This window comes from Kocuria oxytropis (assembly GCF_040981195.1).
Classification (GTDB): domain Bacteria; phylum Actinomycetota; class Actinomycetes; order Actinomycetales; family Micrococcaceae; genus Kocuria; species Kocuria oxytropis.
The window spans coordinates 125,537-151,701 of sequence record NZ_JAVFXA010000004.1 but is presented as its reverse complement, the minus strand read 5'-3'; the positions used below and the strand labels follow the sequence as shown (position 1 = coordinate 151,701).

16 protein-coding genes, 1 tRNA gene and 1 pseudogene are annotated in these 26,165 nt (G+C 71.9%); 14 read left to right on the top strand and 4 right to left on the bottom strand.

The features are described from left to right. Positions 1–124 precede the first annotated feature (124 nt). From gltB to QYM41_RS05890, 4 genes are all read left to right on the top strand, one after another. Positions 125–4,795: a glutamate synthase large subunit gene (gene gltB, locus QYM41_RS05905; protein ID WP_368798818.1), complete on the top strand. Its 4,671-nt coding sequence runs from the start codon at positions 125–127 to the stop codon at positions 4,793–4,795. Next, a complete protein-coding gene (locus QYM41_RS05900; RefSeq protein WP_368798817.1) occupies positions 4,788–6,251 on the top strand; it encodes a glutamate synthase subunit beta in 1,464 nt (487 codons plus the stop codon). The genes gltB and QYM41_RS05900 overlap by 8 nt, the downstream gene beginning before the upstream one ends. 297 nt (positions 6,252–6,548) lie before the next feature. Then, positions 6,549–8,027 (top strand): pyruvate kinase, encoded by a 1,479-nt coding sequence (pyk, locus tag QYM41_RS05895; RefSeq protein ID WP_368798816.1) that lies wholly within the window; start codon positions 6,549–6,551, stop codon positions 8,025–8,027. Between the two features lie 11 nt (positions 8,028–8,038). Next, complete coding sequence (locus tag QYM41_RS05890) at positions 8,039–8,497, top strand: PaaI family thioesterase (RefSeq protein WP_368798930.1); 459 nt, start codon at positions 8,039–8,041, stop codon at positions 8,495–8,497. A 46-nt stretch (positions 8,498–8,543) separates the two neighbouring features. On the opposite strand, the gene QYM41_RS05885 is transcribed toward QYM41_RS05890, so the two are convergent. After that, positions 8,544–8,628, bottom strand: a tRNA-Leu gene (locus tag QYM41_RS05885). Positions 8,629–8,887: 259 nt separating this feature from the next. Between QYM41_RS05885 and QYM41_RS05880 the strand changes: the two genes are divergently transcribed. The 4 genes from QYM41_RS05880 to rpsA all read left to right on the top strand — a co-directional run bounded on the left by QYM41_RS05880 (position 8,888) and on the right by rpsA (position 15,550). After that, entirely contained in the window at positions 8,888–9,475 is a 588-nt protein-coding gene (locus QYM41_RS05880) for an ANTAR domain-containing response regulator (protein WP_368798929.1), read from the top strand. Positions 9,476–9,526: 51 nt separating this feature from the next. Further along, entirely contained in the window at positions 9,527–12,427 is a 2,901-nt protein-coding gene (polA, locus tag QYM41_RS05875) for a DNA polymerase I (protein WP_368798815.1), read from the top strand. A gap of 53 nt (positions 12,428–12,480) precedes the next feature. Continuing rightward, the gene (locus tag QYM41_RS05870) at positions 12,481–13,893 is read left to right on the top strand and encodes a GNAT family N-acetyltransferase (RefSeq protein ID WP_368798814.1); all 1,413 of its coding nucleotides are present in this window, start codon (positions 12,481–12,483) and stop codon (positions 13,891–13,893) included. A gap of 172 nt (positions 13,894–14,065) precedes the next feature. Continuing rightward, positions 14,066–15,550 (top strand): 30S ribosomal protein S1, encoded by a 1,485-nt coding sequence (gene rpsA, locus QYM41_RS05865; protein WP_368798813.1) that lies wholly within the window; start codon positions 14,066–14,068, stop codon positions 15,548–15,550. Between the two features lie 147 nt (positions 15,551–15,697). Here the strand turns inward: rpsA and QYM41_RS05860 are convergent, their stop codons facing one another. Then, positions 15,698–16,405 (bottom strand): IMPACT family protein, encoded by a 708-nt coding sequence (locus tag QYM41_RS05860; protein ID WP_368798812.1) that lies wholly within the window; start codon positions 16,403–16,405, stop codon positions 15,698–15,700. A gap of 88 nt (positions 16,406–16,493) precedes the next feature. On the opposite strand from QYM41_RS05860, the pseudogene QYM41_RS05855 reads away from it, so the two are divergent. The 4 genes and pseudogenes from QYM41_RS05855 to QYM41_RS05840 all read left to right on the top strand — a co-directional run bounded on the left by QYM41_RS05855 (position 16,494) and on the right by QYM41_RS05840 (position 21,043). Continuing rightward, positions 16,494–18,030 (top strand): annotated as a pseudogene (locus tag QYM41_RS05855) (alpha-amylase family glycosyl hydrolase). Positions 18,031–18,076: 46 nt separating this feature from the next. Continuing rightward, the gene (coaE, locus tag QYM41_RS05850; RefSeq protein WP_368798811.1) at positions 18,077–18,712 is read left to right on the top strand and encodes a dephospho-CoA kinase; all 636 of its coding nucleotides are present in this window, start codon (positions 18,077–18,079) and stop codon (positions 18,710–18,712) included. Between the two features lie 156 nt (positions 18,713–18,868). After that, positions 18,869–20,626: a BCCT family transporter gene (locus QYM41_RS05845; RefSeq protein WP_368798810.1), complete on the top strand. Its 1,758-nt coding sequence runs from the start codon at positions 18,869–18,871 to the stop codon at positions 20,624–20,626. A 147-nt stretch (positions 20,627–20,773) separates the two neighbouring features. Continuing rightward, positions 20,774–21,043, top strand: a complete 270-nt coding sequence (locus QYM41_RS05840; protein ID WP_368798809.1) for a hypothetical protein — start codon at positions 20,774–20,776, stop codon at positions 21,041–21,043. Positions 21,044–21,221: 178 nt separating this feature from the next. Here QYM41_RS05840 and QYM41_RS05835 read toward each other — a convergent pair whose 3' ends face one another. Continuing rightward, the gene (locus QYM41_RS05835) at positions 21,222–21,647 is read right to left on the bottom strand and encodes a nuclear transport factor 2 family protein (RefSeq protein WP_368798808.1); all 426 of its coding nucleotides are present in this window, start codon (positions 21,645–21,647) and stop codon (positions 21,222–21,224) included. 227 nt (positions 21,648–21,874) lie between these two features. On the opposite strand from QYM41_RS05835, the gene QYM41_RS05830 reads away from it, so the two are divergent. Further along, entirely contained in the window at positions 21,875–22,702 is an 828-nt protein-coding gene (locus tag QYM41_RS05830; protein WP_368798807.1) for a DUF1206 domain-containing protein, read from the top strand. A 76-nt stretch (positions 22,703–22,778) separates the two neighbouring features. Here the strand turns inward: QYM41_RS05830 and QYM41_RS05825 are convergent, their stop codons facing one another. Beyond that, positions 22,779–23,633 carry an SDR family oxidoreductase gene (locus QYM41_RS05825; RefSeq protein WP_368798806.1) on the bottom strand — a complete coding sequence of 285 codons (855 nt, stop codon included), beginning with the start codon at positions 23,631–23,633 and terminating at the stop codon, positions 22,779–22,781. Positions 23,634–23,858: 225 nt separating this feature from the next. Between QYM41_RS05825 and uvrB the strand changes: the two genes are divergently transcribed. Continuing rightward, on the top strand, positions 23,859–25,979 hold the full coding sequence (uvrB, locus tag QYM41_RS05820; RefSeq protein WP_368798805.1) for an excinuclease ABC subunit UvrB: 2,121 nt from the start codon (positions 23,859–23,861) through the stop codon (positions 25,977–25,979). The last annotated feature ends 186 nt before the right edge of the window (positions 25,980–26,165 follow it).

Here is a 26,165-nt window from a genome sequence, read left to right as displayed (position 1 = left end):
CACCTCCACGACCACTGCTCGGGGACGCCGGCGGCAGCTCACGATCCGGCGGCACCTCCCGACCGGAGCTCTGCCGCGGGGGCCGCTCCTGTTGACCGCATCCCATGGTGAGGAGACGTCAGTCATGACCTCTACCCCGGCCGGCACCCCCGGTGACAATTCTGCCCAGGAGGGCACGGACCCGCGTCCGGTCGCTCCCGCCGAGACCGCACAGGAGCAGGCGACGTCCCCGTTCGAGCAGTTCTCCAACGCGCCCGAGGAACAGGGCCTGTACCACCCGGACGAGGAGAAGGACGCCTGCGGCCTCGCCGTGGTCGCGACCCTCAACGGCGCGCCGACGCACGAGATCGTCGACGCCGCGCTGACCGCCCTGCGCAACCTCGAGCACCGCGGGGCCGTCGGCGGGGACGAGGGCACCGGGGACGGCGCCGGGCTGCTGACGCAGCTGCCGGACGCGTTCTTCCGGGCCGTGCTGGACTTCGAGCTCCCGGCCCTGGGCGGCTACGCCGTGGGCACCGCCTTCCTCCCGCACGGCGGGGAGAACGCGGAGCGGGTCCAGGCCACCCTCGAGGAGCTCGCCCGCTCGGAGGAGCTGCAGGTCCTCGGCTGGCGGCCCGTCCCGGTGGCCGAGTCCGTGGTCGGCAAGTCCGCGCTCGAGGTCATGCCCTACTTCGTGCAGCTCTTCATCGCCGAGACCGCGCCGGAGCCCGCTGACGAGACCGCCCGCCGGCGCCTGGACCAGAAGGCGTTCCGGCTGCGCAAGCGCGCCCAGAACCGGGCCGGCGTCTACTTCCCCTCGCTGTCCTCCCGCACGATCGTCTACAAGGGCATGCTGACCACCCAGCAGCTCGAGCCCTTCTACCCGGACCTCTCCGACGACCGGTTCACCACCGAGCTCGCCATCGTGCACTCCCGGTTCTCCACCAACACCTTCCCCTCGTGGCCGCTGGCCCAGCCCATGCGCACGCTCGCGCACAACGGCGAGATCAACACGGTCAAGGGCAACCGGAACTGGATGCGGGCCCGCCAGTCGCAGCTGAAGTCCCCGCTGCTGGGCCGCAACCCCGAGGAGCTGTTCCCCATCTGCTCGGAGGGCGCCTCCGACTCGCAGTCCCTGGACGAGGTCGCCGAGCTGCTCGTGCTCGCGGGCCGGCCCGTCACCCAGGCCATGATGATGATGATCCCCGAGGCCTGGGAGAACCACGAGACCATGGACCCGGCCCGCAAGGCGTTCTACCGCTACCACGCCTCCTTCATGGAGCCGTGGGACGGCCCGGCCGCGGTGGCGTTCACCGACGGCGTGCAGGTGGGCTCCCTCCTGGACCGCAACGGCCTGCGCCCCGGCCGGTTCTGGGTCACCGACGACGGCCTGGTCGTCTTCGCCTCCGAGGTCGGGGTCGTCGACATCGGGGACCGCAAGATCGTGCGCAAGGGCCGCGTGTCCCCGGGCACCATGTTCCTCGTCGACACCGCCCAGGGGCGGATCGTCGAGGACGCCGAGATCAAGGCCCAGATCGCCGCGGCCGAGCCGTGGGAGGAGTGGGCCGACGCGAACATCGTGGACATCCGGGACCTCCCCGAGCGCGAGCACATGGTCCACCCCCGCTCCTCCATCACCCTGCGCCAGAAGACCTTCGGGTACACGCAGGAGGAGCTGAAGATGATCGTCGGGCCCATGGCGGCCAAGGGCGCCGAGCCCATCTACGCGATGGGCACCGACACCCCCATCGCCGTGCTCGCCGAGAAGTCCCGCACCCTCTTCGACTACTTCGTGCAGTCCTTCGCCCAGGTCACCAACCCGCCGCTGGACGCGATCCGCGAGGAGCTCGTCACGAGCCTGCGCGGCTCGGTGGGGCCCTCCGGGAACCTGCTGACCACCGAGCGGGTCCGCACCCGCCAGGTCGCCGTGGACTTCCCGGTGATCGACAACGACCAGCTGGACCAGTTCCTGCACATCGAGGGCGCCGACGGGATGCCGGCGGCCCTCAAGGTGCGGGGCCTGTACCGGCCCGACGGCGGGGCGGAGTCCCTGCGCGCCCGGATCGCCGAGATCTGCGAGAAGGTCTCGGCGGCCGTGGCCCGCGGCGTGGAGTACGTCATCGTCTCCGACCGCGACTCCAACGGCGCCTGGGCCCCGATCCCCTCGCTGCTGCTGACCTCCGCCGTGCACCACCACCTCCTGCGCTCGGCGACCCGCACCAAGGTGGCCCTGATCGTGGAGGCCGGAGACGTGCGCGAGGTCCACCACGTGGCGCTGCTCATCGGCTACGGCGCGTCCGCGGTGAACCCGTACCTGGCCATGGAGTCCGCCGAGGAGCTCGTGCGCTCGGGCGACCTCACCGGGATCACCACCGAGCACGCGGTGCACAACCTGATCAAGGCCCTGGGCAAGGGCGTGCAGAAGATCATGTCCAAGATGGGCATCTCCACGGTGTCCTCCTACTGCGGCGCCCAGGTCTTCGAGGCGCTCGGGCTGTCCCGGGAGCTGGTGGACGACTACTTCACGGGCACCCACACGCAGATCGGCGGCATCGGCCTGGACGTGATCGCGGAGGAGACCGCGTTCCGGCACCGCCGGGCCTACCCCTCCGACGGCGTGACCGAGCCCCACCGGGACCTCGAGACCGGCGGCGAGTACGACTGGCGCCGCGACGGCCCGCCGCACCTGTTCAACCCCCAGACGGTCTTCCGGCTCCAGCACGCGACCCGCACCGGCCGCTACGACATCTTCAAGTCCTACACGAAGCTCGTGGACGACCAGACGAAGAAGCTGCTGACCCTGCGCGGGCTGCTCGGCTTCGCCGCGGACCGCAAGCCGGTGCCGCTCGAGGAGGTCGAGCCCGTCAGCTCCATCGTCAAGCGCTTCCAGACGGGGGCGATGAGCTACGGCTCCATCTCCCAGGAGGCGCACGAGACGCTGGCGATCGCCATGAACCGGCTGGGCGGGAAGTCCAACACCGGTGAGGGCGGCGAGGACGTCGACCGGCTGCTGGACCCGCAGCGGCGCTCGGCCATCAAGCAGGTGGCCTCCGGGCGGTTCGGCGTGACGAGCCTGTACCTGACCAACGCGGACGACATCCAGATCAAGATGGCCCAGGGCGCCAAGCCCGGCGAGGGCGGGCAGCTCATGGCCCAGAAGCTCTACCCCTGGATCGCCCAGACCCGCCACTCCACCCCGGGCGTGTCCCTGATCTCGCCGCCGCCGCACCACGACATCTACTCGATCGAGGACCTGGCGCAGCTGATCTACGACCTCAAGCGGTCCAATCCGCGGGCCCGGGTGCACGTGAAGCTGGTCTCCGAGATGGGCATCGGCACCGTGGCCGCGGGCGTCACCAAGGCCAAGGCCGACGTGGTGCTCGTCTCCGGGCACGACGGCGGCACCGGCGCGGCGCCGCTGAACTCGCTCAAGCACGCCGGCGCCCCCTGGGAGCTCGGCCTGGCCGAGACCCAGCAGACGCTGATGCTCAACGGGCTGCGGGACCGCGTGGTCGTGCAGGCGGACGGGCAGATGAAGACCGGGCGGGACGTGATCATCGCCGCGCTGCTCGGCGCGGAGGAGTTCGGCTTCGCCACGGCCCCGCTGATCGTCGAGGGCTGCATCATGATGCGCAAGTGCCACCTGGACACCTGCCCCGTGGGCGTGGCCACCCAGAACCCGGAGCTGCGCAAGCGCTTCACCGGCCGGGCCGAGCACGTGGTGAACTTCTTCGAGTTCATCGCCGAGGAGGTCCGGGAGTACCTGGCCCAGCTCGGGTTCCGCTCGCTCGAGGAGGCCGTCGGGCACGCCGAGGTCCTCGAGACCAAGGACGCCATCGACCACTGGAAGGCGCACGGGCTCGACCTCTCGCCGATCCTGCACTCCACGGTGCTCGAGCACCGGGGCGCGGCCGTGCGCAACATGCGCGGCCAGGACCACGAGCTGGAAAAGCACTTCGACAACGAGCTGATCCGGCTCTCCCGGGCCGCACTCGAGAAGCGCGAGCCGGTGCGGATCCAGCAGCACATCATCAACACCGACCGCGCCGTGGGCACGATGCTCGGGCACGTGGTCACGCGGACGTTCGGCACGGACGTGCTCGCCCACGACACGATCGACGTGACGCTCACGGGCCAGGCCGGGCAGTCCCTGGGCGCGTTCCTCCCGCAGGGCATCACCCTGCGCCTGGAGGGCGACGCCAACGACTACAGCGGCAAGGGCCTCTCCGGCGGGCGGATCATCGTGCGCCCCGAGCGGGACGCGGTCTTCGAGGCCTCCGAGAACGTCATCGCGGGCAACGTCATCGGCTACGGCGCCACCAGCGGGGAGATCTTCCTGCGCGGCACCGTGGGCGAGCGGTTCCTGGTGCGCAACTCGGGCGCCACCGCGGTGGTCGAGGGCATCGGCGACCACGGCTGCGAGTACATGACCGGCGGCACCGCCCTGGTGCTCGGCCGCACCGGGCGCAACTTCGGCGCCGGCATGTCCGGCGGCGTGGCCTACGTCATCGACCTCGCCGAGACCTCGGTCAACAAGCAGGCCCGGGACAGCGGCGAGCTGCAGCTGCTGCCGCTGGACGAGGCCGACGCCGAGGTGGTGCTGGCGCTCATCACGAAGCACGCCGAGGAGACCGGCTCCGAGCTCGCCGACCGGCTCCTGGCCGATCCCGTGGCCACCCTCGGGCGCTTCACCAAGGTCCTGCCGCGGGAGTACGCCGCCGTGCAGGGCATCCGCGAAGAGGCCCGGAGCCAGGGGCAGGACCCCGACGGCGACGAGGCCTGGCACAAGATCCTGGAGGTGACGACCCGTGGCTGATCCGCGCGGTTTTCTGAAGGTGACCGAGCGCGTCGACCGCCCGAAGCGGCCGGTGCCCGTCCGGATCATGGACTGGAAGGAGGTCCAGGAGGCCCAGGACCGGGGGGTCCTGCAGAAGCAGGCCGGCCGGTGCATGGACTGCGGGATCCCCTTCTGCCACGAGGGCTGCCCGCTCGGCAACCTCATCCCGGAGTGGAACGACCTCGTGTGGCGGGGCCTCGACGCCGAGGCGGTCGAGCGCATGCACGCCACCAACAACTTCCCGGAGTTCACCGGGCGCGTGTGCCCGGCGCCGTGCGAGTCCTCGTGCGTGCTCGGGATCAACCAGCCCGCGGTGACCATCAAGCAGATCGAGTACTCGATCGGCGAGATGGGCTTCGACGAGGGCATCATCAAGCCGTTCGTCCCGCAGCGCCTGGTCGGCAAGACCGTGGCCGTGGTGGGCTCCGGGCCCGGCGGCCTCGCGGCCGCCCAGCAGCTGACCCAGGCCGGCTTCACGGTGGCGGTCTACGAGCGCGACGACCGGATCGGCGGTCTGCTGCGCTACGGCATCCCCGACTTCAAGATGGAGAAGGAGGTGCTCGACCGCCGCCTGGACGTGATGCGCGCCGAGGGCACCCGCTTCCGCCCGGGGGTGGAGATCGGCAAGGACATCACCTGGGATCAGCTCAAGCGCCGCTACGACGCGGTGGTCGTCGCCACCGGCGCCACCCGGCCGCGGGACCTGGAGATCCCGGGCCGGGACCTGGACGGCGTCCACTTCGCGATGGACTACCTGGTGCAGGGCAACCGCGTGGTGGCCGGGGACGAGGTGGAGGACCAGATCTCCGCCGCCGGCAAGCACGTCATCGTCCTGGGCGGCGGAGACACCGGCTCGGACTGCATCGGCACCGCCAACCGCCAGGGCGCGGCGTCGATCACGTCCCTGGCGATCGGGCGCAAGCCGGCCGCGGACCGCTCCGACGCCGACCCGTGGCCCATGATGCCCAAGGTCTTCGAGGTCTCGACGTCCCACGAGGAGGGCGGTGAGCGCACCTACCTGGCCTCCACCGTGGAGTTCGTGGGGGAGGACGGCCGGCTCACGGGGCTGAAGGTCGCCGAGACCGAGTACCTGCCCGACGGCCGGCGCGCGCCCAAGGGGGGCACCGAGCGGGTGATCCCCGCGGACCTGGTGTTCCTGGCCCTGGGCTTCACCGGCAACGAGTCCGAGGACATCACCGAGCAGATCGGCGCCGAGCTGGACGGCCGGACCAACCTGGCCCGCGACGACCGGTACATGACCAGCGTGGACGGCGTGTTCGCCTGCGGCGACGCGGGCCGAGGCCAGTCCCTGGTCGTGTGGGCCATCGCCGAGGGCCGCGCCTGCGCGGCCGCCGTCGAGCGGTTCCTGATGGGGTCGACCCGCCTGCCGGAGCCGGTGGCCCCGACGGACCGGGCGATCGACCTCAGCCTCTAGCACGGCAGCACGGCAGCACGGCAGCACGGCAGCACGCCCACCGCACCACGCCCACGGCGCGGGCCGCGCCCCTCCTCGAGGGGTGCGGCCCGCGCCGTCGCACGTCCGGGCCGGGACCGGGCCCCGGCCGCCTCGACACCGGCGGCGGCGTTGGTAGGCTGGACACGACCTCCCCGCCCCCGGGCGGACATCCAGGCAGTGCGGCCGGGGGCTGCGGCGCGTCCTGCGCGCCGCAGCCCCCGGCCGCAGTGCTGTGCACGTCCTCCCGGAGGCACCCCTCGACCCAAGGCGGCACACATGCGTAGAGCGAAGATCGTGGCCACGATCGGCCCGGCCATCTCCTCGTACGAGAACCTCTCCCAGGCGATCCGGACGGGCATGAACGTGGCCCGGCTCAACATGAGCCACGGCGACCACTCCGTGCACGACTCCTCCTACGAGAACCTGCGGCGCGCCTCGGCGGACGTCGGGGCCACGGTTGCGATCCTCGCGGACCTGCAGGGACCGAAGATCCGGCTCGGCCGCTTCGCCGACGGCCCGCACGAGCTGCTGCCCGGCGACGAGTTCTCGATCACGGTCGAGGACGTCGAGGGCACCGCGAGCCTGTGCTCCACCACGCACAAGGCCCTGCCCGGCGACGTCAAGGTGGGCGACCCGCTGCTCATCGACGACGGCCGGGTGGCCCTGCGCGCCACCGCCGTCTCGGACACCACGGTCACCACCGAGGTGGTCGTGGGCGGACCGGTGTCCAACAACAAGGGCATCAACCTGCCCGGCGTGGCCGTGAACGTCCCGGCCCTGTCCGACAAGGACGAGGACGACCTGCGCTGGGCCCTGCGCCGGGGCGTGGACCTGATCGCCCTGTCCTTCGTGCGCGACGCCAAGGACATCGTGCGCGTGCACGAGATCATGGACGAGGAGGGCCGGCGGCTGCCGGTGATCGCCAAGATCGAGAAGCCGCAGGCCGTGGACGCCCTGCACGAGATCATCGACGCGTTCGACGGCATCATGGTGGCCCGCGGCGACCTCGGCGTGGAGCTGCCGCTGGAGCAGGTCCCGATCGTGCAGAAGCGCGCCATCGAACTGGCCCGCCGCTGGGCCAAGCCCGTGATCGTCGCCACCCAGGTCCTCGAGTCGATGATCGACAGCCCCCGCCCCACCCGGGCCGAGGCCTCCGACTGCGCCAACGCCGTGCTCGACGGCGCGGACGCGGTCATGCTCTCCGGGGAGACCTCCGTGGGCAAGTACCCGATCGAGACGATCGAGACGATGGCCCGGATCATCGAGGCCACCGAGTCCCAGGCCCTCGAGCGCGTCCCGGCCCTGGGCACCGAGCCCCGCACCCGCGGCGGCGCGGTGACCCGCGCCGCGGTCACCATCGCCCGGCAGCTCGATGTCAGCTACCTGTGCACCTTCACCCAGTCCGGGGACTCCGCCCGGCGGCTCTCCCGGCTGCGCCCGGCCCACCCGATCCTGGCGTTCACCCCCGAGCCCCTCGTCACGGCGCTGATGTCCCTGCTGTGGGGCGTGCAGCCCATCCAGGTGGCGAAGGTCGACCACACCGACGACATGACCCGTCAGGTCGACCTCCACCTGCAGGAGCAGGGCCTCGCGGGCAAGGACGACATGGTCGTGATCTGCGCCGGCTCGCCTCCCGGGGTCGCCGGCACCACGAACCTCGTCAAGGTGCACCGCGTGGGCGACGTCGCCGACGCCGGTGAGCTGCTCAGCGGGGAGCGCAAGCGGGAGCGCGTGGGCCCGTGGCGCGAGTCCTGAGCGGGACCGGCATGACCCCCGAGGAGCACGCGCGGGACCTGCGCGAGCACGGGGTCCCCGACGAGCTGCACTTCGTCTTCCCCGGGCACGGGGTGGGCGGGCTCGCCCGGGCGATGGGCATCCGGTTCACGGAGCTCACGCCCGGGCGGTCGGTGGCCACGATGCCGGTGGCGCCGAACACCCAGCCGGGCGGGATCCTGCACGGGGGAGCGCACTGCGTCCTGGCCGAGACGCTCGCCTCCACGGCGGCGAGCGTGCACGCGGGGCCGGACCGGTACGCGGTGGGTGTCGACGTCAACGCGACGCACCAGCGCGGCGCGGCCTCCGGGACGGTCACCGGCACCTGCACGGCGCTGCACCTGGGCGCCACGCTCACCGTGCACGAGGTCGTGGTGACCGACGAGCGCGGGCGGCGGCTGTCCACGGCCCGGGTCACGAACCTGGTCCGGGAGCGCGGGACCGGCGGCTGACGGCACGGGCGGGACGAGAAGACCCCGGACCGCTGGTCCGGGGTGCTGGTGCCCAAGGTGGGACTCGAACCCACACTCCGTGAGGAACCGCATTTTGAGTGCGGCGCGTCTGCCAATTCCGCCACTTGGGCCCGCGGTCGCAGTCCGCGTCGCCTCGGACGGGCGGCTTCTGCGCTCGACCACTCTACAACAGTTATAGGCTGGGACCGGTCGGGCGGAACGCGCGGTGCCGGGGATCCGGGCGCCGCCGGCCCCGCCGCCCGGAGGCCCGCCCGGCGCGGGCGACGACGCACCAGCAGCCAAGGAGTCAGCGTGACGGAGCAGCCGAACCCCGCCCCGGCCGAGGAGCCCGAGGCCCGGGAGGACCTCGCGGACCAGCCCGGTGGGACCGTGCAGGACGATCTGAGCCCCGCCCGCCGCGTGGTGGTCGCCGAGGACGAGACCCTGATCCGGCTGGACATCGTGGAGATGCTCCGGGACGCGGGCTACGAGGTGGTCGCGGAGGCCGAGAACGGCCAGCGCGCCGTGGAGCTCGCGCGGGAGCACCGCCCGGACCTCGTGCTCATGGACGTGAAGATGCCCGTCCTGGACGGGATCACCGCGGCCGAGCAGATCGCCTCCGACCGGATCGCCCCGGTGGTCCTGCTGACGGCCTTCAGCCAGCGCGAGCTCGTGGAGCGGGCCCGCGAGGCCGGGGCCATGGCCTACGTGGTCAAGCCCTTCACCGTGGACGACCTCGTGCCGGCCATCGAGATCGCGATCTCCCGCGCCGAGGAGATCGCCGCGCTCGAGCGCGAGGTCTCGGACATGAAGGAGCAGTTCGCCACCCGCAAGCTCGTGGAGCGCGCGAAGTCGCTGCTGACCACCAAGATGGGCCTCACCGAGCCCGAGGCCTTCCGCTGGATCCAGAAGACCTCGATGGACCGCCGGCTGTCCATGCGGGAGGTCGCCGAGGCCATCATCAACCAGGTGGCCTGACCCGGCCCGGCCCCGGGTCCCCGCGCGGCGCCCGGGCCCTAGGATGGTCGGGTGAGTGAAACGACGCAGCAGACGACGCAGCAGACGCAGACCGAGGCGGGCCCCGGGGGCGCCGCCCGCACGGTGACCGTCGGGACCGAGACGGACCACCCCGTCGACGTCGCGATCCCCGTCCCGGTCTCCCGCCCCGACCGGAAGCTGCTGCTGGTCGACGGACACTCCCTGGCCTTCCGCGCGTTCTTCGCGCTGTCCCGCGCCGCCGAGTACGGCGGGGGACCCGCGTTCGTGACCTCCGACGGCCGGCACACGGAGGCCGTCTACGGCTTCGTGAACACCCTGGTGAAGCTGGTGCGGGAGCAGAAGCCCACGCACCTGGTGGTGTCCTTCGACCTGGAGGGACCCACCCTGCGCTCCCAGGAGTACGAGGAGTACAAGGGCGGGCGGGACGAGACGCCCGAGGAGTTCCACGGCCAGGTCCCCCAGATCCGCCGGATCCTCGACGCCCTCGGCGTGCCCGTGGTCACCGCGGAGGGCCACGAGGCGGACGACGTGCTGGCCACGCTGGCCCGCCGCGGCGCCGAGCAGGACTACGAGGTGCTCGTCTTCTCCGGGGACCGGGACGCCTTCCAGATGATCGACGAGCACGTCACGGTCGTCTACCCCGGGCGCACCCCGTCCGACCTCAAGCACATGGACGCCGCCGCCGTGGTGGACAAGTACAAGGTGCCGCCGCAGCACTACCCCGACCTCGCGGCGCTGACCGGGGAGCAGGCCGACAACCTGCCCGGCATCCCCGGGGTGGGCGCCGGGTTCGCGGCCAAGTGGATCCTGGCCTACGGCGGCGTGGACGAGATCCTGGCGCACGCGGACCGGGTCAAGGGCAAGAAGGGCGAGGCGCTGCGCGAGCACCGCGCGGCCGTCGAGCGCAACCGGCGGCTCAACCGCCTGATCACGGACCTCGGGCTGGAGCTCGACCTCGCCGACGCGGGCCTGCCCGTGCCGGACGCCGAGGCGGTGCGGGAGGTCTTCGACGACCTCGAGTTCGGCGACGGCCTGCGCAACCGGCTCTTCGACGCCTTCGGCCGTCCCGCGGAGGAGGCCGCGCCGCCGGCCGACCTCGGGCTCGGGGAGGTCGGGCGCCCCGGCACCGCCGAGGAGCTGCAGCGGTGGCTGGCCGACGGACCGGACCCCGTGGTGGTGCACGCCCTGCACCGCGACGACGACCCCGTCCTGCCGGGCGCCCGGGAGCTCTCCGGGATGGTCCTCGCCCGCGGCGGGTCGCAGCCCTCCGCGCTGTTCCTGGACCTCGCGGCCGCGGACTCCGCCCTGGAGACCGCACTGGCGGGCTGGCTCTCCGACACCGACCGGCCCAAGGTCGTCGACGGGCTGAAGGACGTCTGGAAGTCCCTGGCGGTGCGCGGGCTGCCGCTGGCCGGGGTCGTCGACGACCCCCAGCTCTCGGCCTACCTGCTCCAGCCCGCGCGGCGCAGCTACGAACTGCCCGCGCTGCTCGAGGACCGGCTGGGCCTGGCGGTGGCGCCCGCCGCGGACGGGGCCGCCCCCGAGGGACAGCAGCAGCTCGCCCTCGACGCCGAGCCGTGGCCCGCCCCGGCCGTGCTGCGCCGGGAGGCCGAGCTGGCGGTCGCAACCGTCCAGCTCTCCGCGCACCTGCGGGAGAAGCTGGCCGAGACGCACCAGAGCGCCCTGCTCACGGACCTCGAGCTGCCCCTGGCCGTGGTGCTGGGCCGGATGGAGCTGGCCGGCATCGCGGTGGACGCCGAGGGCGTCCAGGTGCTGCTCGACGACTTCGCCCGGGTGATCGAGCAGGCGCAGCAGGAGGCGCACGCGCAGATCGAGGAGCCCGTGAACCTGGGCTCCACCAAGCAGCTGCAGCAGGTGATGTTCGAGGAGCTGGGGCTGCCGAGGACCAAGAAGATCAAGTCCGGCTACACCACCGACGCCGACGCCGTGGCGGAGCTGCTCACCCGCACCGACCCGGACTCCAAGGGCCACCGCTTCCTCGCCGGCCTGCTGGCCTACCGGGACGCCAACAAGCTGCGCCAGACGGTCGAGGGCCTGCAGAAGGCCATCGCCGAGGACGGCCGCGTGCACACCACCTACATGCAGAACGTCGCCGCCACCGGCCGGCTGTCCTCGACCAACCCGAACCTGCAGAACATCCCGGTGCGCACCGAGGAGGGCCGCCGGATCCGCGGGCTCTTCGTCGTCGGGCGCCCCCAGGAGGGCCGGGAGTACGAGCAGCTGCTGACCGCCGACTACTCGCAGATCGAGATGCGCATCATGGCGCACCTGTCCGGGGACGAGGCGCTGATCGAGGCGTTCCGCAGCGGCGAGGACCTGCATCGCTTCGTGGGCTCGAAGATCTTCGGGGTGGCCCCCGAGGAGGTGACCGCCCCCATGCGCTCCAAGGTCAAGGCCATGAGCTACGGGCTGGTCTACGGGCTGAGCTCCTTCGGGCTCTCCAAGCAGCTGCGGATCCCCGTGGACGAGGCCCGCACCCTGATGAGCGACTACTTCACCCGGTTCGGGGCGGTGCGGGACTACCTGCGCGGGGTGGTGGAGCAGGCCCGCGAGGACGGCTACACGGCCACGATCGACGGCCGGCGCCGGTACCTCCCGGACCTCTCGAGCGACAACCGGCAGCTGCGCTCGATGGCCGAGCGCGCCGCCCTCAACGCCCCCATCCAGGGCTCGGCCGCGGACATCATCAAGAAGGCGATGCTCGGCGTGGACCGCCGCCTCACCGAGGAGGGGCTCGGCTCGCGGATGCTCCTGCAGGTCCACGACGAGCTCGTGGTGGAGGTCGTGCGCGGGGAGCGCGGGTCCGTGGAGCGGGTGCTGCGGGAGGAGATGGGCGGCGCCGCCGAGCTGTCCGTGCCGCTGGAGGTCAACGTGGGCGCCGGCCGCTCCTGGCACGAGGCCGCCCACTGACCGGCCCGGCCGCCACGCCGCCGCCCCGCCCCACCGCCAACGAGGAGCACGCCATGGACCACCAGCACGACGCCCCGACGACACCGTCCACCCCGGGGACCGTGACCGAGTCCTACTCGGCCGACGGCCACGACTACACCTTCGCGGAGTTCGGCGTGGGCCCCGGGGGCGTCGCGGCGAACCCGGCGGCCGTGGAGTGGGTCCGGGCCATCCGCCAGGGCTTCCACCAGGCGGAGCCGACCGACGAGACCCTCGAGCGCACCCTGTCCTGGATGCACGCCGAGCGGGTGCGGCTGCGGGCGGCCTACCCGCACGCCGTGCCGGAGGCGGCGCTGCCCACGCGGCGGCCCGTGGCGACCTTCGCCTCCTGGGAGGGCTCCCTCAACGCGGGCGGCGGCCGGCTGCTGCGGGCCCGGCTGATCTCCGAGGTCACCGTCCGGCCCACGCACAGCCGCCGCGGGCTGCTGCGCCGGCTGATGACCGGGGAGCTCGACCGCATCCGGCGGGACGGCTACCCGGTGGCGCTGCTCACCGCGACCGAGGCCACCATCTACGGCCGGTTCGGCTTCGGCGCGGCCACGTTCAACCGCGAGGTCACCGTGGACGCCACCACCCGGCTGCAGCTCAAGGCGCCCACCGTGGGCAGCGTGGAGATGGCCGACGGCGAGGAGGTGCGCCGGCTCGCCCCGGTGCTCTTCCAGCGCTTCCACGAGAGCTCGCACGGATCGGTGAGCCGGGTGGCCTACCACTGGCCCGAGTACACCGGGGAGTACGCCATCACCCCGCAGAAGGCGGACCCGGAGGTCCGCTGCGCCGTGCACTACGACGACGGGATGCACCCCGACGGCTACGTGACCTACCGGTTCGAGCCGAACACGTCCTACCCGCTGACCCTCACGGTGCTCGACCTCGTGGGCGCGTCCCCGGACGTGTCGATCGCCCTGTGGAAGTTCGTGACCTCCCTGGACCTCGTGGACCAGGTCCGCTTCGGCCGGGCCCCCGTGGAGGACCCCCTGGTGTGGGCGATGGCGGACCGCGCCAAGTACCGGGTGACGGCCGAGTCCGACAAGGTCTGGGTGCGGGTCCTGGACCCCGCCGCCGCACTGGTGGCCCGCTCCTACACCCCGCGCGGGCGCATCGTGATCTCCCTCGTGGACTCGATGGGCTACGCGGACGGCGTCTGGGCGCTGGACACCACCGGCGGCTCGCCCGTGGTCGAGCGCCTCGGCGACCGGCCCCGCACCGCCGACGACGACGCCGGGCGGTCGGTGCCGGCCGTGGAGCTGCCGGACGGCGCGGACGTGGCGATGCGCGTGGACGTGCTCGGGTCCCTGTACCTCGGGGCGGTGAAGGCGAGCACCCTCGCGCAGGCCGGGCTGATCGTCGCCCGGGACGAGGAGGCCCTGCGGGACCTGCAGGACTTCATGGAGACCCCGACCGCCCCGTACGGCGTCACGCAGTTCTGAGCCGGCGCGCGCGGAGGGTCGCGTGTTGCGTCCTTTTTCCGACCTCCGTAGACTGACGCGGTGCGTGCTGTGCACGTGCCCTGTCCAGCAATCCTTCGGAACGGCCGCGGTCCGGCCGGACAATCTCCGTTCCGACTGATCAACAACCTATCCCCATCGGAGCCCCTACTACATGACCACCACCACCCCGCAGGTTGCCGTCAACGACATCGGGTCCGCGGAGGACTTCCTCGCCGCTGTCGACGCGACCATCAAGTACTTCAACGACGGCGACCTCGTCGAGGGCACCGTCGTCAAGGTCGACCGCGACGAGGTCCTTCTCGACATCGGCTACAAGACCGAGGGCGTCATCCCGTCCCGTGAGCTCTCCATCAAGCACGATGTCGACCCGGACGAGGTCGTGACCGTGGGTGATGAGGTCGAGGCTCTGGTCCTCACCAAGGAGGACAAGGAAGGCCGCCTGATCCTGTCCAAGAAGCGGGCTCAGTACGAGCGCGCCTGGGGAGACATCGAGAAGATCAAGGAGGACGACGGCGTCGTCACCGGCACCGTCATCGAGGTCGTCAAGGGTGGCCTCATCCTCGACATCGGCCTGCGCGGCTTCCTTCCCGCCTCCCTCGTGGAGATGCGCCGCGTGCGCGACCTCGCGCCGTACATCGGCCAGCAGATCGAGGCGAAGATCATCGAGCTGGACAAGAACCGCAACAACGTGGTTCTGTCCCGCCGCGCCTGGCTCGAGCAGACCCAGTCCGAGGTCCGCTCCAACTTCCTGCACAAGCTCGAGAAGGGCCAGGTCCGCACGGGCACGGTCTCCTCGATCGTCAACTTCGGCGCCTTCGTGGACCTGGGCGGCGTCGACGGCCTGGTGCACGTCTCCGAGCTGTCCTGGAAGCACATCGACCACCCGTCCGAGGTCGTCGAGGTCGGCCAGGAGGTCACGGTCGAGGTCCTGGACGTCGACATGGACCGCGAGCGGGTCTCCCTGTCGCTGAAGGCGACCCAGGAGGACCCGTGGCAGCTGTTCGCCCGCACCCACGCCCTCGGGCAGGTCGTGCCGGGCAAGGTCACCAAGCTCGTCCCCTTCGGCGCGTTCGTGCGCGTCGAGGACGGCATCGAGGGCCTGGTGCACATCTCCGAGCTGGCCCAGCGTCACGTGGACATGGCCGAGCAGGTCGTCTCCGTGGGCGACGAGCTGTTCGTGAAGGTCATCGACATCGACCTGGACCGCCGCCGCATCTCGCTGTCGCTCAAGCAGGCCAACGAGGGCGTGGACCCGGACTCCACCGAGTTCGACCCGGCCCAGTACGGCATGGCCGCCGAGTACGACGAGCAGGGCAACTACAAGTACCCCGAGGGCTTCGATCCCGAGACCAACGAGTGGATCGAGGGCTACGAGACCCAGCGCGCCGCCTGGGAGCAGCAGTACGCCGACGCCCAGTCCCGCTGGGAGGCGCACAAGGAGCAGGTCCGGAAGTCGATCGCCGAGGACGCCGAGGCCGCCGCCGGCGGCACGACGAGCTCCTCCTCGTCGTCCTCCTCCGCCGGGTCCGCGCCGGCCCCGACCAGCTACTCCTCCGAGGCCCCGGCCGCCGACTCCGGCACCCTGGCCTCCGACGAGGCCCTGGCCGCCCTGCGCGAAAAGCTCACCGGCGCCTGAGCCGACAGGCACCAGGCCGGCGGTCCCGCACCGCTGCGACGGCGACGACCCCCACCCCTCGACGGGTGGGGGTCGTCGCCGTCCGTGGCCCGGGGACGGGCCGGGACGCCTCAGCGCTGACGGGCGCTCACGGGCCGGGACGCCCGGTCAGCGGGGGAGGTCCACCCAGTCCACGCCGGCCGGGCGCAGCACTCCCGCCCCGGACGTGAGGGACGCGACCCGGGCGGCCAGCGCGGCGGCGGCATCCTCGTCGTCGGGCAGGGCGAGCCCGATCTCGGCGCCCTCGGCACCGTAGCCGGTGTCGAGGACCGTGGTCCCGGCGGCCCGCAGCTCGTTCTCGATCCGGCCCGCGTCCGCGTGGGAGGCCGGCAGGCGGTACAGCCGCAGCCGCCGGCGCGTCACCAGCACGGCACCGTCCAGGGCCTGTGCCACGGCGTCGGAGTAGGCGCGCACCAGACCGCCGGCGCCGAGCAGGGTGCCGCCGAACCAGCGGACCACCACGGCGCTCACGTCGGAAAGGTCGGCGAGGTCCCCGCCCCGGTCGTCGGTCCCGGTGCGGCGCTGCACCAGGGCCTCGAGCATGGGGAGGCCGGCGGTGCCGGACGGCTCGCCGTCATCGGAGGAGCGCCGGACGTCCCGGTCCGGGCCCAGCACGAACGCGGAGCAGTGGTGCCGGGCGTCGTGGAAGCCCCGCCGCAGCTCCTCGGCCAGCGCCCGGGCCTCGGCCTCCGTCCCCGCCCGGCGGAGCACGGCCAGGAAGCGTGAGCGCTTGATCTCCAGCTCCGCCACCGCCTCGGACCCCGCGGCGAGCGTCGTGTAGCGGGTGGCGCGGCTGAGCAGGGGGTCCGGGTCCATGGGCCCCACTCTAGGGGCCACGGCGGGCCCTCGACGCGACGGGGGAGCGGTGCTGGACAGGGAGGCATCCGCGACCGAGGGAGCCCGCATGCGCATCGCCGACACCTCCGACCTCTGGTGGAAGCAGGCGGTCGTGTACTGCGTGGACATCGAGCGGTACCTCGACACCGACGGCGACGGCACGGGGGACAACGCCGGTCTGGCCGAGCGGGTGGACCACCTGGCGGAGCTCGGCGTGACCTGTCTGTGGCTCATGCCGTTCTATCCCACGCCGAACCGGGACGACGGGTACGACATCACGGACTTCTACGGCGTGGACCGGCGGCTGGGCAGCTTCGGCGACCTCGTGGAGCTCGTCCGCACGGCCCAGGACCGGGGTCTGCGGGTCATCGCGGACCTCGTGGTCAACCACACCTCCGACCAGCACCCCTGCTTCCGGGAGTCCCGCTCGAGCACCGACAGCCCGTACCGCGACTACTACGTGTGGCGCGCCGACGAGCCCCCGGACACGTCCGAGCAGACCGTGTTCCCCGACGAGGAGAGCGGCATCTGGAGCCGGGACGAGGCCACCGGGCAGTGGTACCTGCACCGCTTCTACCGCCACCAGCCGGACCTGAACCTCGCCCACCCGAAGGTCCGCGACGAGATTGCCAAGGTCGTGGGGTTCTGGCTGCACCTGGGCCTCGACGGCTTCCGGGTGGACGGGATCCCGCAGCTGCTGGCCCTCGGGGAGGGCGGCGACGCCGAGGACCAGGGCGGTGTCACGGACCCGCACGGCTTCCTGCGCTCCCTGCGGAAGTTCATGAACCGCCGCAACGGCCGGGCCGCCCTGCTGGGCGAGGTCGACCTGCCCTACCGGGAGCAGCTCGAGCTGTTCGGCACCGAGGACGCCGGGGAGCTGACCATGATCTTCGACTTCGTGGCGATGCAGCCCCTCTACCTCTCCCTGGCCCGCCAGGACGCGGGCCCGCTGGCCGCCGCCCTGCGGAGCCGTCCCCGGATCCCCCAGGAGGCCCAGTGGGCGAACTTCGTGCGCAACCACGACGAGCCCACCTTCGACCAGCTCTCCGCGGCCGAGCGGCAGGAGGTCTTCGCGGCCTTCGGGCCCGAGGAGCGGATGCAGCTCTACGGCCGCGGCCTCCGGCGGCGGCTGCCGCCCATGCTGCAGGGCGACCGGCAGCGGATCCGGATGGTCTACTCGCTACTCTTCTCGCTGCCGGGCACGCCGGTGCTGTACTACGGCGAGGAGATCGGCATGGGCGAGAACCTCGACGCCGAGGACCGGATGGCGGTGCGCACCGCTGGCCTGGGGGACCGCCGAGATCCTGGACCAGCCGCGCCGACAGGTGCTGGCGCACCGGTGCGCGTGGGAGGGCTCCGCCGTCGTCGCCCTGCACAACCTCTCCCCGGAGCCCACCACGGTGCCGCTGCGGCTGCCGGACGAGGCCGAGGGCACCGTGCTGCTGGACCTGCTGGCGGACGGGTCCTGCGCCCTGGACGCCGACTCCTCGGCCGAGCTGGCCCTGGAGGGCTACGGGTTCCGCTGGCTGCTCGTGCGCCGGGACGACGCGCCCGGCACCCTCCCCGAGGTCATGACCACCGTGGCCGGGACCGGACCGTCGTGAGCCGCCGGCCCGGTCCTCGCGCGGCGTGGGCCGCTAGCATGGTCCCATGCTGACCATCGGACTCACGGGCGGGATCGCCTCGGGGAAGTCGACGGTCTCCCGCCGGCTCATGGAGCTCGGCGCCACCGTGATCGACGCCGACGCGATTGCGCGGGCCCTGCAGGAGCCGGGCCGGCCCGGCCTCGCGGGGATCGTGGAGGAGTTCGGTCCCGCGGTGCTGACCCCGGACGGCCGCCTGGACCGCGCAGCCCTCGGCACCCGGGTGTTCGGGGACCCGCAGGCCCGCGAGCGGCTCAACGCGATCATCCATCCGCTCGTCCGCGCGGAGGCGCAACAACTGGCCGCCGCGGCGGGGGAGGACGCCGTCCTCGTGGAGGACATCCCGCTGCTCGTGGAGACCGGCCAGCACGGGCGCTTCGACCTGGTCCTCACCGTCCGGGCGCCCGAGGAGGAGCGCGTGCGGCGGATGGTCGAGGACCGTGGGATGACGGAGGCGGACGCGCGCGCCCGGATCGCCGCGCAGGCCACCGACGAGGAGCGGGCGGCCGTCTCCACCACCGTGCTGGACAACGACGACACCGTGCAGCGGCTGCTCGACCGCGTCGACGCCTGGTGGGAGTGGCACGTGGAGCCGCGCCTCCCGTCCACGCCCGCCGCGGACCGCCCCTCCGTTCCGCGGTGACGACAGGGTAGGGTCGAGGACACCAGAACACGCAGCGACGCACACGACGAGACGCACCACCGACACGCAGCACCGAAGCACACCACCGAAGCACACAACCGAGACACGGCGGCCGTCCGCTCGTCCGAGGCCGGGGGCAGCCGGGGAAGCACGGCAATGCTGAACAGACTGCACGACTCCCTGCGACTACGGACCAGCCCCACCATCTTCTTCGGCTCGGCGCTGATCATCATCGCGTTCGTGGTCCTGACACTGGTGTTCACCGACTTCATGGACACGGTCTTCACCGGCGGCTCCGCCTGGGTCATCGACCAGCTCGGCTGGTTCTACATCCTGGGCGTGACCGTCTTCCTGCTGTTCCTGATCTACCTCATGGTCAGCCGCTTCGGGCAGGTCCGGCTCGGGGCCGACGACGAACGGCCCCAGCACTCCAACCTGTCCTGGTTCTCGATGCTCTTCGCCGCCGGCATCGGCACCATTCTCATGTTCTGGGCCGTGGCCGAGCCCGTCAACCACTTCGCCAACCCGCCGCGGCAGGGCGTGGAGCCGGAGTCCCTCGAGGCGGCCACCGAGGCCATGGGCTTCACGCTCTACCACTTCGGGCTGCACACCTGGACGATCTTCACGCTCCCGGCGCTGGCCTTCGGCTACTTCATGTACAAGCGCAACCTGCCACCGCGCGTGAGCTCCATGTTCCAGCCCTTGCTGGGGGAGCGCATCCACGGGCCGGCGGGGCGGGCCATCGACATCCTGGCCATCGTGGGCACCCTGTTCGGCGTGGCCGTCTCGATCGGGCTCGGCACCATGCAGATCAACAGCGGCCTCGCCCGCCTGTTCGGGATCTCCGAGTCGGCGCTGTCGCAGATCCTCATCATCACCGCGGTGAGCATCGTCGCCTCGGTCTCCGTGGCCCTCGGCCTGGACCGCGGCATCAAGCGGCTGTCCAACACCAACATCCTCATCGCCATCGCCCTGCTGGTGTTCATCCTCATCTCGGGGCCCACCGTGATGATGCTCAAGGGCATGGTCGAGTCCGCCGGCACCTACCTGGCGATGCTCCCGGCGCTGGCCTTCTGGAACGACACCCTCGCGGACACCGGCTGGCAGAGCAGCTGGACGGTCTTCTACTGGGCGTGGACCATCACCTGGTCCCCGTTCGTGGGGATCTTCATCGCCCGCATCTCCCGCGGCCGCACCATCCGCCAGTTCGTCTCCGGCGTGCTGGCGTTCCCCACGCTGTTCTCCGTCATCTGGTTCGGGATCTTCGGGATGGGCGTGTTCAACATCCAGCTCAACGGCGGCGGCGGTCTCGTGGAGGCCGTGGTGGACGAGGGGGACATCCCCGGGGCGATGTTCGTGTTCCTCGAGAACTTCCCGTTCTCGACCGTCACCTCCGCGGTGGGCGTGCTCATCGTGGTGCTGTTCTTCATCACCTCCATCGACTCCGCCGCCCTGGTCATGGACACCATGGGCAGCGGCCACGAGGAGGAGTCCCCGGTCCACCAGCGGGTCTTCTGGGTCGTGGCCATCGGCCTCATCGCCGCGATCCTGCTGACGGCCACGGGCGCCACGGGTCTCGCCGCCCTGCAGAACGTGGCGATCCTCATCGGCCTGCCGTTCTTCGTGCTGGGGTACGTGATGATCTACTCCCTGCTCCGGGCACTGCGCGAGGACGCCGGGGAGGTGGGCGTGCTGCCCACCCGCCAGTGGCGCCGGGTGCTGCCGCCCGAGGAGTTCCACCGCCGGACCTCCACCGGCGCTGAGGTGGACGAGGAGTACGTCGTGGCCCCGGACTACGTGCACGGGTCGGAGCCGGCCAACGCCCCGGCCATCGAGCACCCGGAGCAGCCGGACTACGTCCGGGAGTACCGCACGAGCACGGGCTCGCTCAAGCAGATCCGCGACATCGAGTAGCCGCCGCGAACTGAGAAGGACACAGCGGGCCCACCGGCGTCACCGGCCGGTGGGCCCGCCGCGGTCATCCGTGCCGCGCATCGGAGTCCGGAGCCCGCCGCGGCGCTAGACTGGTGATCACCATCACAGTGGCCAACGGGGGACGTCATGGCGCGGAACAGGCAGAACACCAACCAGGACGGCGAGCAGCCGCACCGCATCCTCGACCGGCTCAACGCCATCGCGATGCGCGTCTACGGGCCCGGGGACCGACTGGCCCAGGCGCAGGAGGGCCAGCAGATGAGCGAGGCCGCGCAGACGTGGTACCAGGAGGTCCAGGAGCACTTCTACGTGGAGAAGGACGAGCACGGCAACGAGTACCTCTACCACCGGGACGACTCCGGTGAGGGCACGAACACCGGCAGCTCGCGCAACTGACGCGCACAGAAGGACGGGGAGTCTCCATGGGACTCCCCGTCCTTCTCTGTGCGGTCGGCACATCAGCGCGACGAGTTCACCGGTCGAGCGCGGTGAACCAGTTCGTGCACCCGTCCCGCCACACCGTCGAGAGGGACGTCCGACAGGCCGCCGGGCGGAGCGCGCAGCCTCTGGCGGCTCAGGAACCGGCGACGAACGGAGAGTGGTGCTCGTGCGCGATCAGCCACTGCGCACCGTGCTCCACGAACACCACGGTCGACCGGGTCCTCCCCGAGACGGGGCGGCCTTCGACGGTGCAGTCCCAGACGAAGACCCCTGTCGCGATGGCCACGGGGCCGAACACGTCGATCTTGAGGTCGTCGAACCTGGCGTCGAGGTCCTCCACGGCCGCGAACTGCTCGGCCTCCATCCGCGCGCTCGTCGCGGCGTCCTGGCGGTCGAGCGGTTCCGCGTCGTCGAACTTCGTGAACTTGGGCCCCGCCAGGTGGTAGCCGGCGAGCCGGTCGAAGTCCTTGTCCGTCACGGCGGCCAGGATCTCGTCGATCCGCCGCGCCACGGCGGTCTGGGACGCTGCGAAGGGATCGGTGACGATGTCGGTGTCCATGGGCGCTCCCCGGTGCCGGTGACCGCGCCGGGGACGCACACCACCGTGTGCCGACGGACCCCGGCCGCACGCACCATCGTCCTCCAGTCCGGCGACGTCGTGGCGGATCGGCGGAAGATGTCGTCGTTCGATGCCGGACGCCGGGCCCGGCGGGTGTCAGCCGAAGGGCGTCGTGGACACCGGTGGCCCGCAGGCGCAGGATGGAGTACCACACCGCAGGAGGAGCTATGGGCGAGGTCGGCCGGCAGGCCACGAGGGCGGCCGACGCCGCGGACGACGCGACGGACTCCCGGGGGTTCCGCCTCGCGGCGCGCGCCGGGTACGTGGCGGCGGGACTGCTGCACTTCATGATCGGGGTGATCGCGCTGCGCGTCGCCAGCGGCGGGTCGGGCTCACCGGACCAGTCCGGGGCGGTCGCCGCGCTGGCCGACAACCCCGGCGGTACGGTCCTGCTCTGGGCGTGCTTCCTGGGCTGTGCGGCGCTGGCCGTCTTCCTGGTCAGCGAGGTGTTCTTCGGCGCCACACAGCGCTCGGACCGTGAGCGGCTCAAGCACCGGGTCAAGATGGCCGGCCAGGCGGTCGTCTACGGTGCGATCGCCGTCGTGTTCGGCAGGTACGCGCTCGGCGGGTCGAGCAGCAGCAGCGAGTCGACGCAGTCGATCAGCGCCCGGCTCATGGCGAACCCGGCCGGCATGGTGCTCCTGGTCGCCGTGGGGGCGGGCCTCGTGGTCGCCGGCGTGTTCTTCGTCCACCGGGGCGTGACGCGGTCCTTCCGGGACAACCTGAGGAGCCTGCCGCCCGGCCGGGCCGGATCGGCCGTGGTGTGGCTGGGCACCGCCGGGTACGCGGCGAAGGGGGTGGCCCTGGGAGTGCTCGGCGTGCTCTTCGTCGTGGCCACGCTCCAGCACGACCCGGAGCAGTCCACGGGCCTGGACGGCGCGCTCAAGTCCCTCCAGGAGCAGCCGTTCGGGGCGTGGATCCTCGGGGCCGTGGCCCTGGGGCTCATCTGCTACGGGCTGTTCATGGTGGTCCGGGCCAGGTACCAGCGGATGTGACGACGACGCCGGGCGGCGCACCGGCACGGCCGTCACCGCCGGCCGGCCGTGACCGGTCGCGGTGGAGACGGACCGCTCAGAGCATCTGCCGCAGGGCGTCGGCCAGCGGGGTGGTGTGCCGGCCGAGCAGCCGCGACAGGTCCCCGGTGACGAGGTCCAGGGCGCCGTCCTCGATGTTGGCGTCCAGGGCCACCAGGAAGCGCGCGGTGCTCTCGTCCACCCCGGTCCGCTCGAGCTCCGCCAGGTGCTGCTCGGGGGTGAGACGCCGGTAGGTCACCTCGCGGTCCAGGACCTCGGTGAGCGCCGCGGCGAGCTCGTCGAAGCTCCACGCCACGTCCCCGGAGAGCTCGTAGGTCTGCCCCGAGTGACCGTCCTGGGCCAGGACCGCGGCGATCGCCTCGGCGTAGTCCTCGCGCGGGGCGCTGGCCACGCGACCGTCCCCGGCGCTGGCCAGGACCAGGCCGGTGGTCTCCGCGTGCCGCAGGGCGGGCTCGAAGTTCTCGGTGTACCAGCCGTTGCGCAGGATCGTGTACGGCAGCCCGGACCCGGTGACGGCCTGCTCCGTGGCCAGGTGCTCGTCCGCGAGCAGCAGCTTCCCGCGGTCCGCGCCGAGGACACTGGTGTAGACGAGCCGGGACACCCCGGCCCGGACGGCGGCGTCCACCGCGTTCCGGTGCTGGGGCACCCGCCGGCCCGCCTCGCTGCTGGAGATCAGCAGGACCGTGTCCGCCCCCGCGAAGGCCGCGTCGAGGGTGGCGGGGTCCGAGTAGTCGATCCTGGCCGTGGCGAGGTCCAGCTCCCGCAGGGCCCCGAGCTTGTCCTCGTCGCGGCCGGCGGCCACGAGGTCCGGCAGCGGCACGTCCAGGCGCAGGAGGGAGCTGATGACGTGGCGGCCCAGCTGGCCGGTGGCGCCGGTGATGACGATGGACACGGTGTTCCTCTCGACGGGGGCCCGCGGGCTCCGGTGACGCCCCGCCGGGGGCGGCGGAGTGTCCTGTGCAACCGGCGGCACCCCCGGCGTATTTCCCGCCCGGTGCCCGCTCCCCGGTGCCCGGTGCCCGCTCCCCGGTCCGCGGGCGGAGTCGGGGCCCCGGCGGCCCGATCGCCTGCGGAGGAACCCGGGCCCCGTGTCCGGGGCGGCGCGTAGCCTGGTCCCATGAGCCTCGCCCAGAAGATCAACCGTGTCGTCGCCCCCTTCGAGGTCATCTCCGACTACGTGCCCGCGGGGGACCAGCCGAAGGCCATCGAGGAGCTCGCCACGAGGATCGAGGCGGGGGAGAAGGACGTGGTGCTGCTCGGCGCCACCGGCACCGGCAAGTCCGCCACGGCCGCGTGGCTCATCGAGCGCGTCCAGCGGCCGACCCTCGTCATGGTGCAGAACAAGACGCTCGCCGCGCAGCTCGCGAACGAGCTGCGGGAGCTGCTGCCGAACAACGCCGTCGAGTACTTCGTGTCCTACTACGACTACTACCAGCCCGAGGCCTACGTCCCGCAGACGGACACCTTCATCGAGAAGGACTCCTCCATCAACGAGGAGGTCGAGCGGCTGCGGCACTCGGCGACCAACGCCCTGCTGACCCGGCGCGACGTCGTGGTGGTCGCCACCGTCTCCTGCATCTACGGCCTGGGCACCCCCGAGGAGTACGTGGCGCAGATGGTCACCCTGCGCCGGGGGCAGGAGATGGACCGCGACGAGCTGCTGCGCCGGTTCGTGAACATGCAGTACGCCCGCAACGACGTCGACTTCCACCGGGGCACGTTCCGCGTGCGCGGGGACACCGTGGAGATCATCCCGATGTACGAGGAGCACGCGATCCGCGTGGAGTTCTTCGGTGACGAGATCGAGTCCATCTACACCCTCCACCCGCTGACCGGGGAGATCATCCGGGAGGAGACCGAGATGTACGTCTTCCCGGCCTCCCACTACGTGGCGGGCGCGGACCGGATGGCCACGGCCGTGAAGTCCATCGAGGACGAGCTCGCCGCCCGGCTCCAGGAGCTGGAGTCGCAGAACAAGCTCGTCGAGGCCCAGCGGCTGCGCATGCGCACCACCTACGACCTCGAGATGATGGAGCAGATGGGCTACTGCAACGGCATCGAGAACTACTCGCTGCACATCGACGGCCGCCCCCGCGGCTCCGCCCCGCACTGCCTCATCGACTACTTCCCGGACGACTTCCTGCTGGTGGTCGACGAGTCCCACGTGACCATCCCGCAGATCGGCGGCATGTACGAGGGCGACATGTCCCGCAAGCGCACCCTCGTGGAGCACGGCTTCCGGCTGCCCTCCGCGATGGACAACCGCCCGCTCAAGTGGGACGAGTTCCTGGAGCGCATCGGCCAAACCGTCTACCTCTCGGCGACCCCGGGCAAGTACGAGCTGTCCCAGGCGGACGGCTACGTGGAGCAGATCATCCGCCCCACGGGCCTGGTGGACCCGGAGGTGATCGTCAAGCCCACCAAGGGGCAGATCGACGACCTCCTCGACGAGATCAACCTCCGGGTCAAGCGCGACGAGCGCGTGCTCGTCACCACCCTCACCAAGCGCATGGCCGAGGACCTCACCGAGTACCTCATGGAGCACGGGGTGAAGGTCCAGTACCTGCACTCCGACGTCGACACCCTGCGCCGCGTGGAGCTGCTGCGCGAGCTGCGCATGGGCACCTTCGACGTCCTCGTCGGCATCAACCTGCTCCGGGAGGGCCTGGACCTGCCCGAGGTGTCCCTCGTGGCGATCCTCGACGCGGACAAGGAGGGCTTCCTGCGCTCCACGACGTCCCTGATCCAGACGATCGGCCGCGCCGCCCGCAACGTCTCCGGGCAGGTGCACATGTACGCCGACCGGATCACCGACTCGATGGCCACGGCGATCGAGGAGACGAACCGGCGCCGGGAGATCCAGGTCGCCTACAACACCGAGCACGGGATCGACCCGCAGCCGCTGCGGAAGAAGATCGCGGACATCACCGACCAGCTGCAGCGCGAGGAGGAGGACACCCGGGAGCTGCTCGCCCGGCGCGCGGCCGCCGGGAAGAAGACCGCCCCGACCGGGGGGAAGGGCGGACGGGACGCCGCCGCGGCCGCGGCGGACAAGCTGCGCCAGGACGGCTTCACGGCCGCCCCGGCGGAGGATCTCGTGGACCTCATCGCGCAGATGACGGAGCAGATGCAGGCCGCGGCCCAGGAGTTGCAGTTCGAGCTCGCCGCGCGGATCCGCGACGAGCTCTCGGACCTGAAGAAGGAGCTGCGGCAGATGCAGCAGGCCGGGCACGCCTGAGTCCTGCGGAACCGGGCGCGTGGCGAGCCGTCCGTTCACGGCGTGCTCCCAGGTTGCGGTAGAGTGCTCCCCGCGTAGGGGAGTATCCCTCAGCGCTGCGGTCGTCAGCACGCCGGGCAACGGAGCCGGGCCGGTCGCAGCGACCGCACCTCGGCACCCGGGCCCCGGGCCCGCCGGACGCGGTGG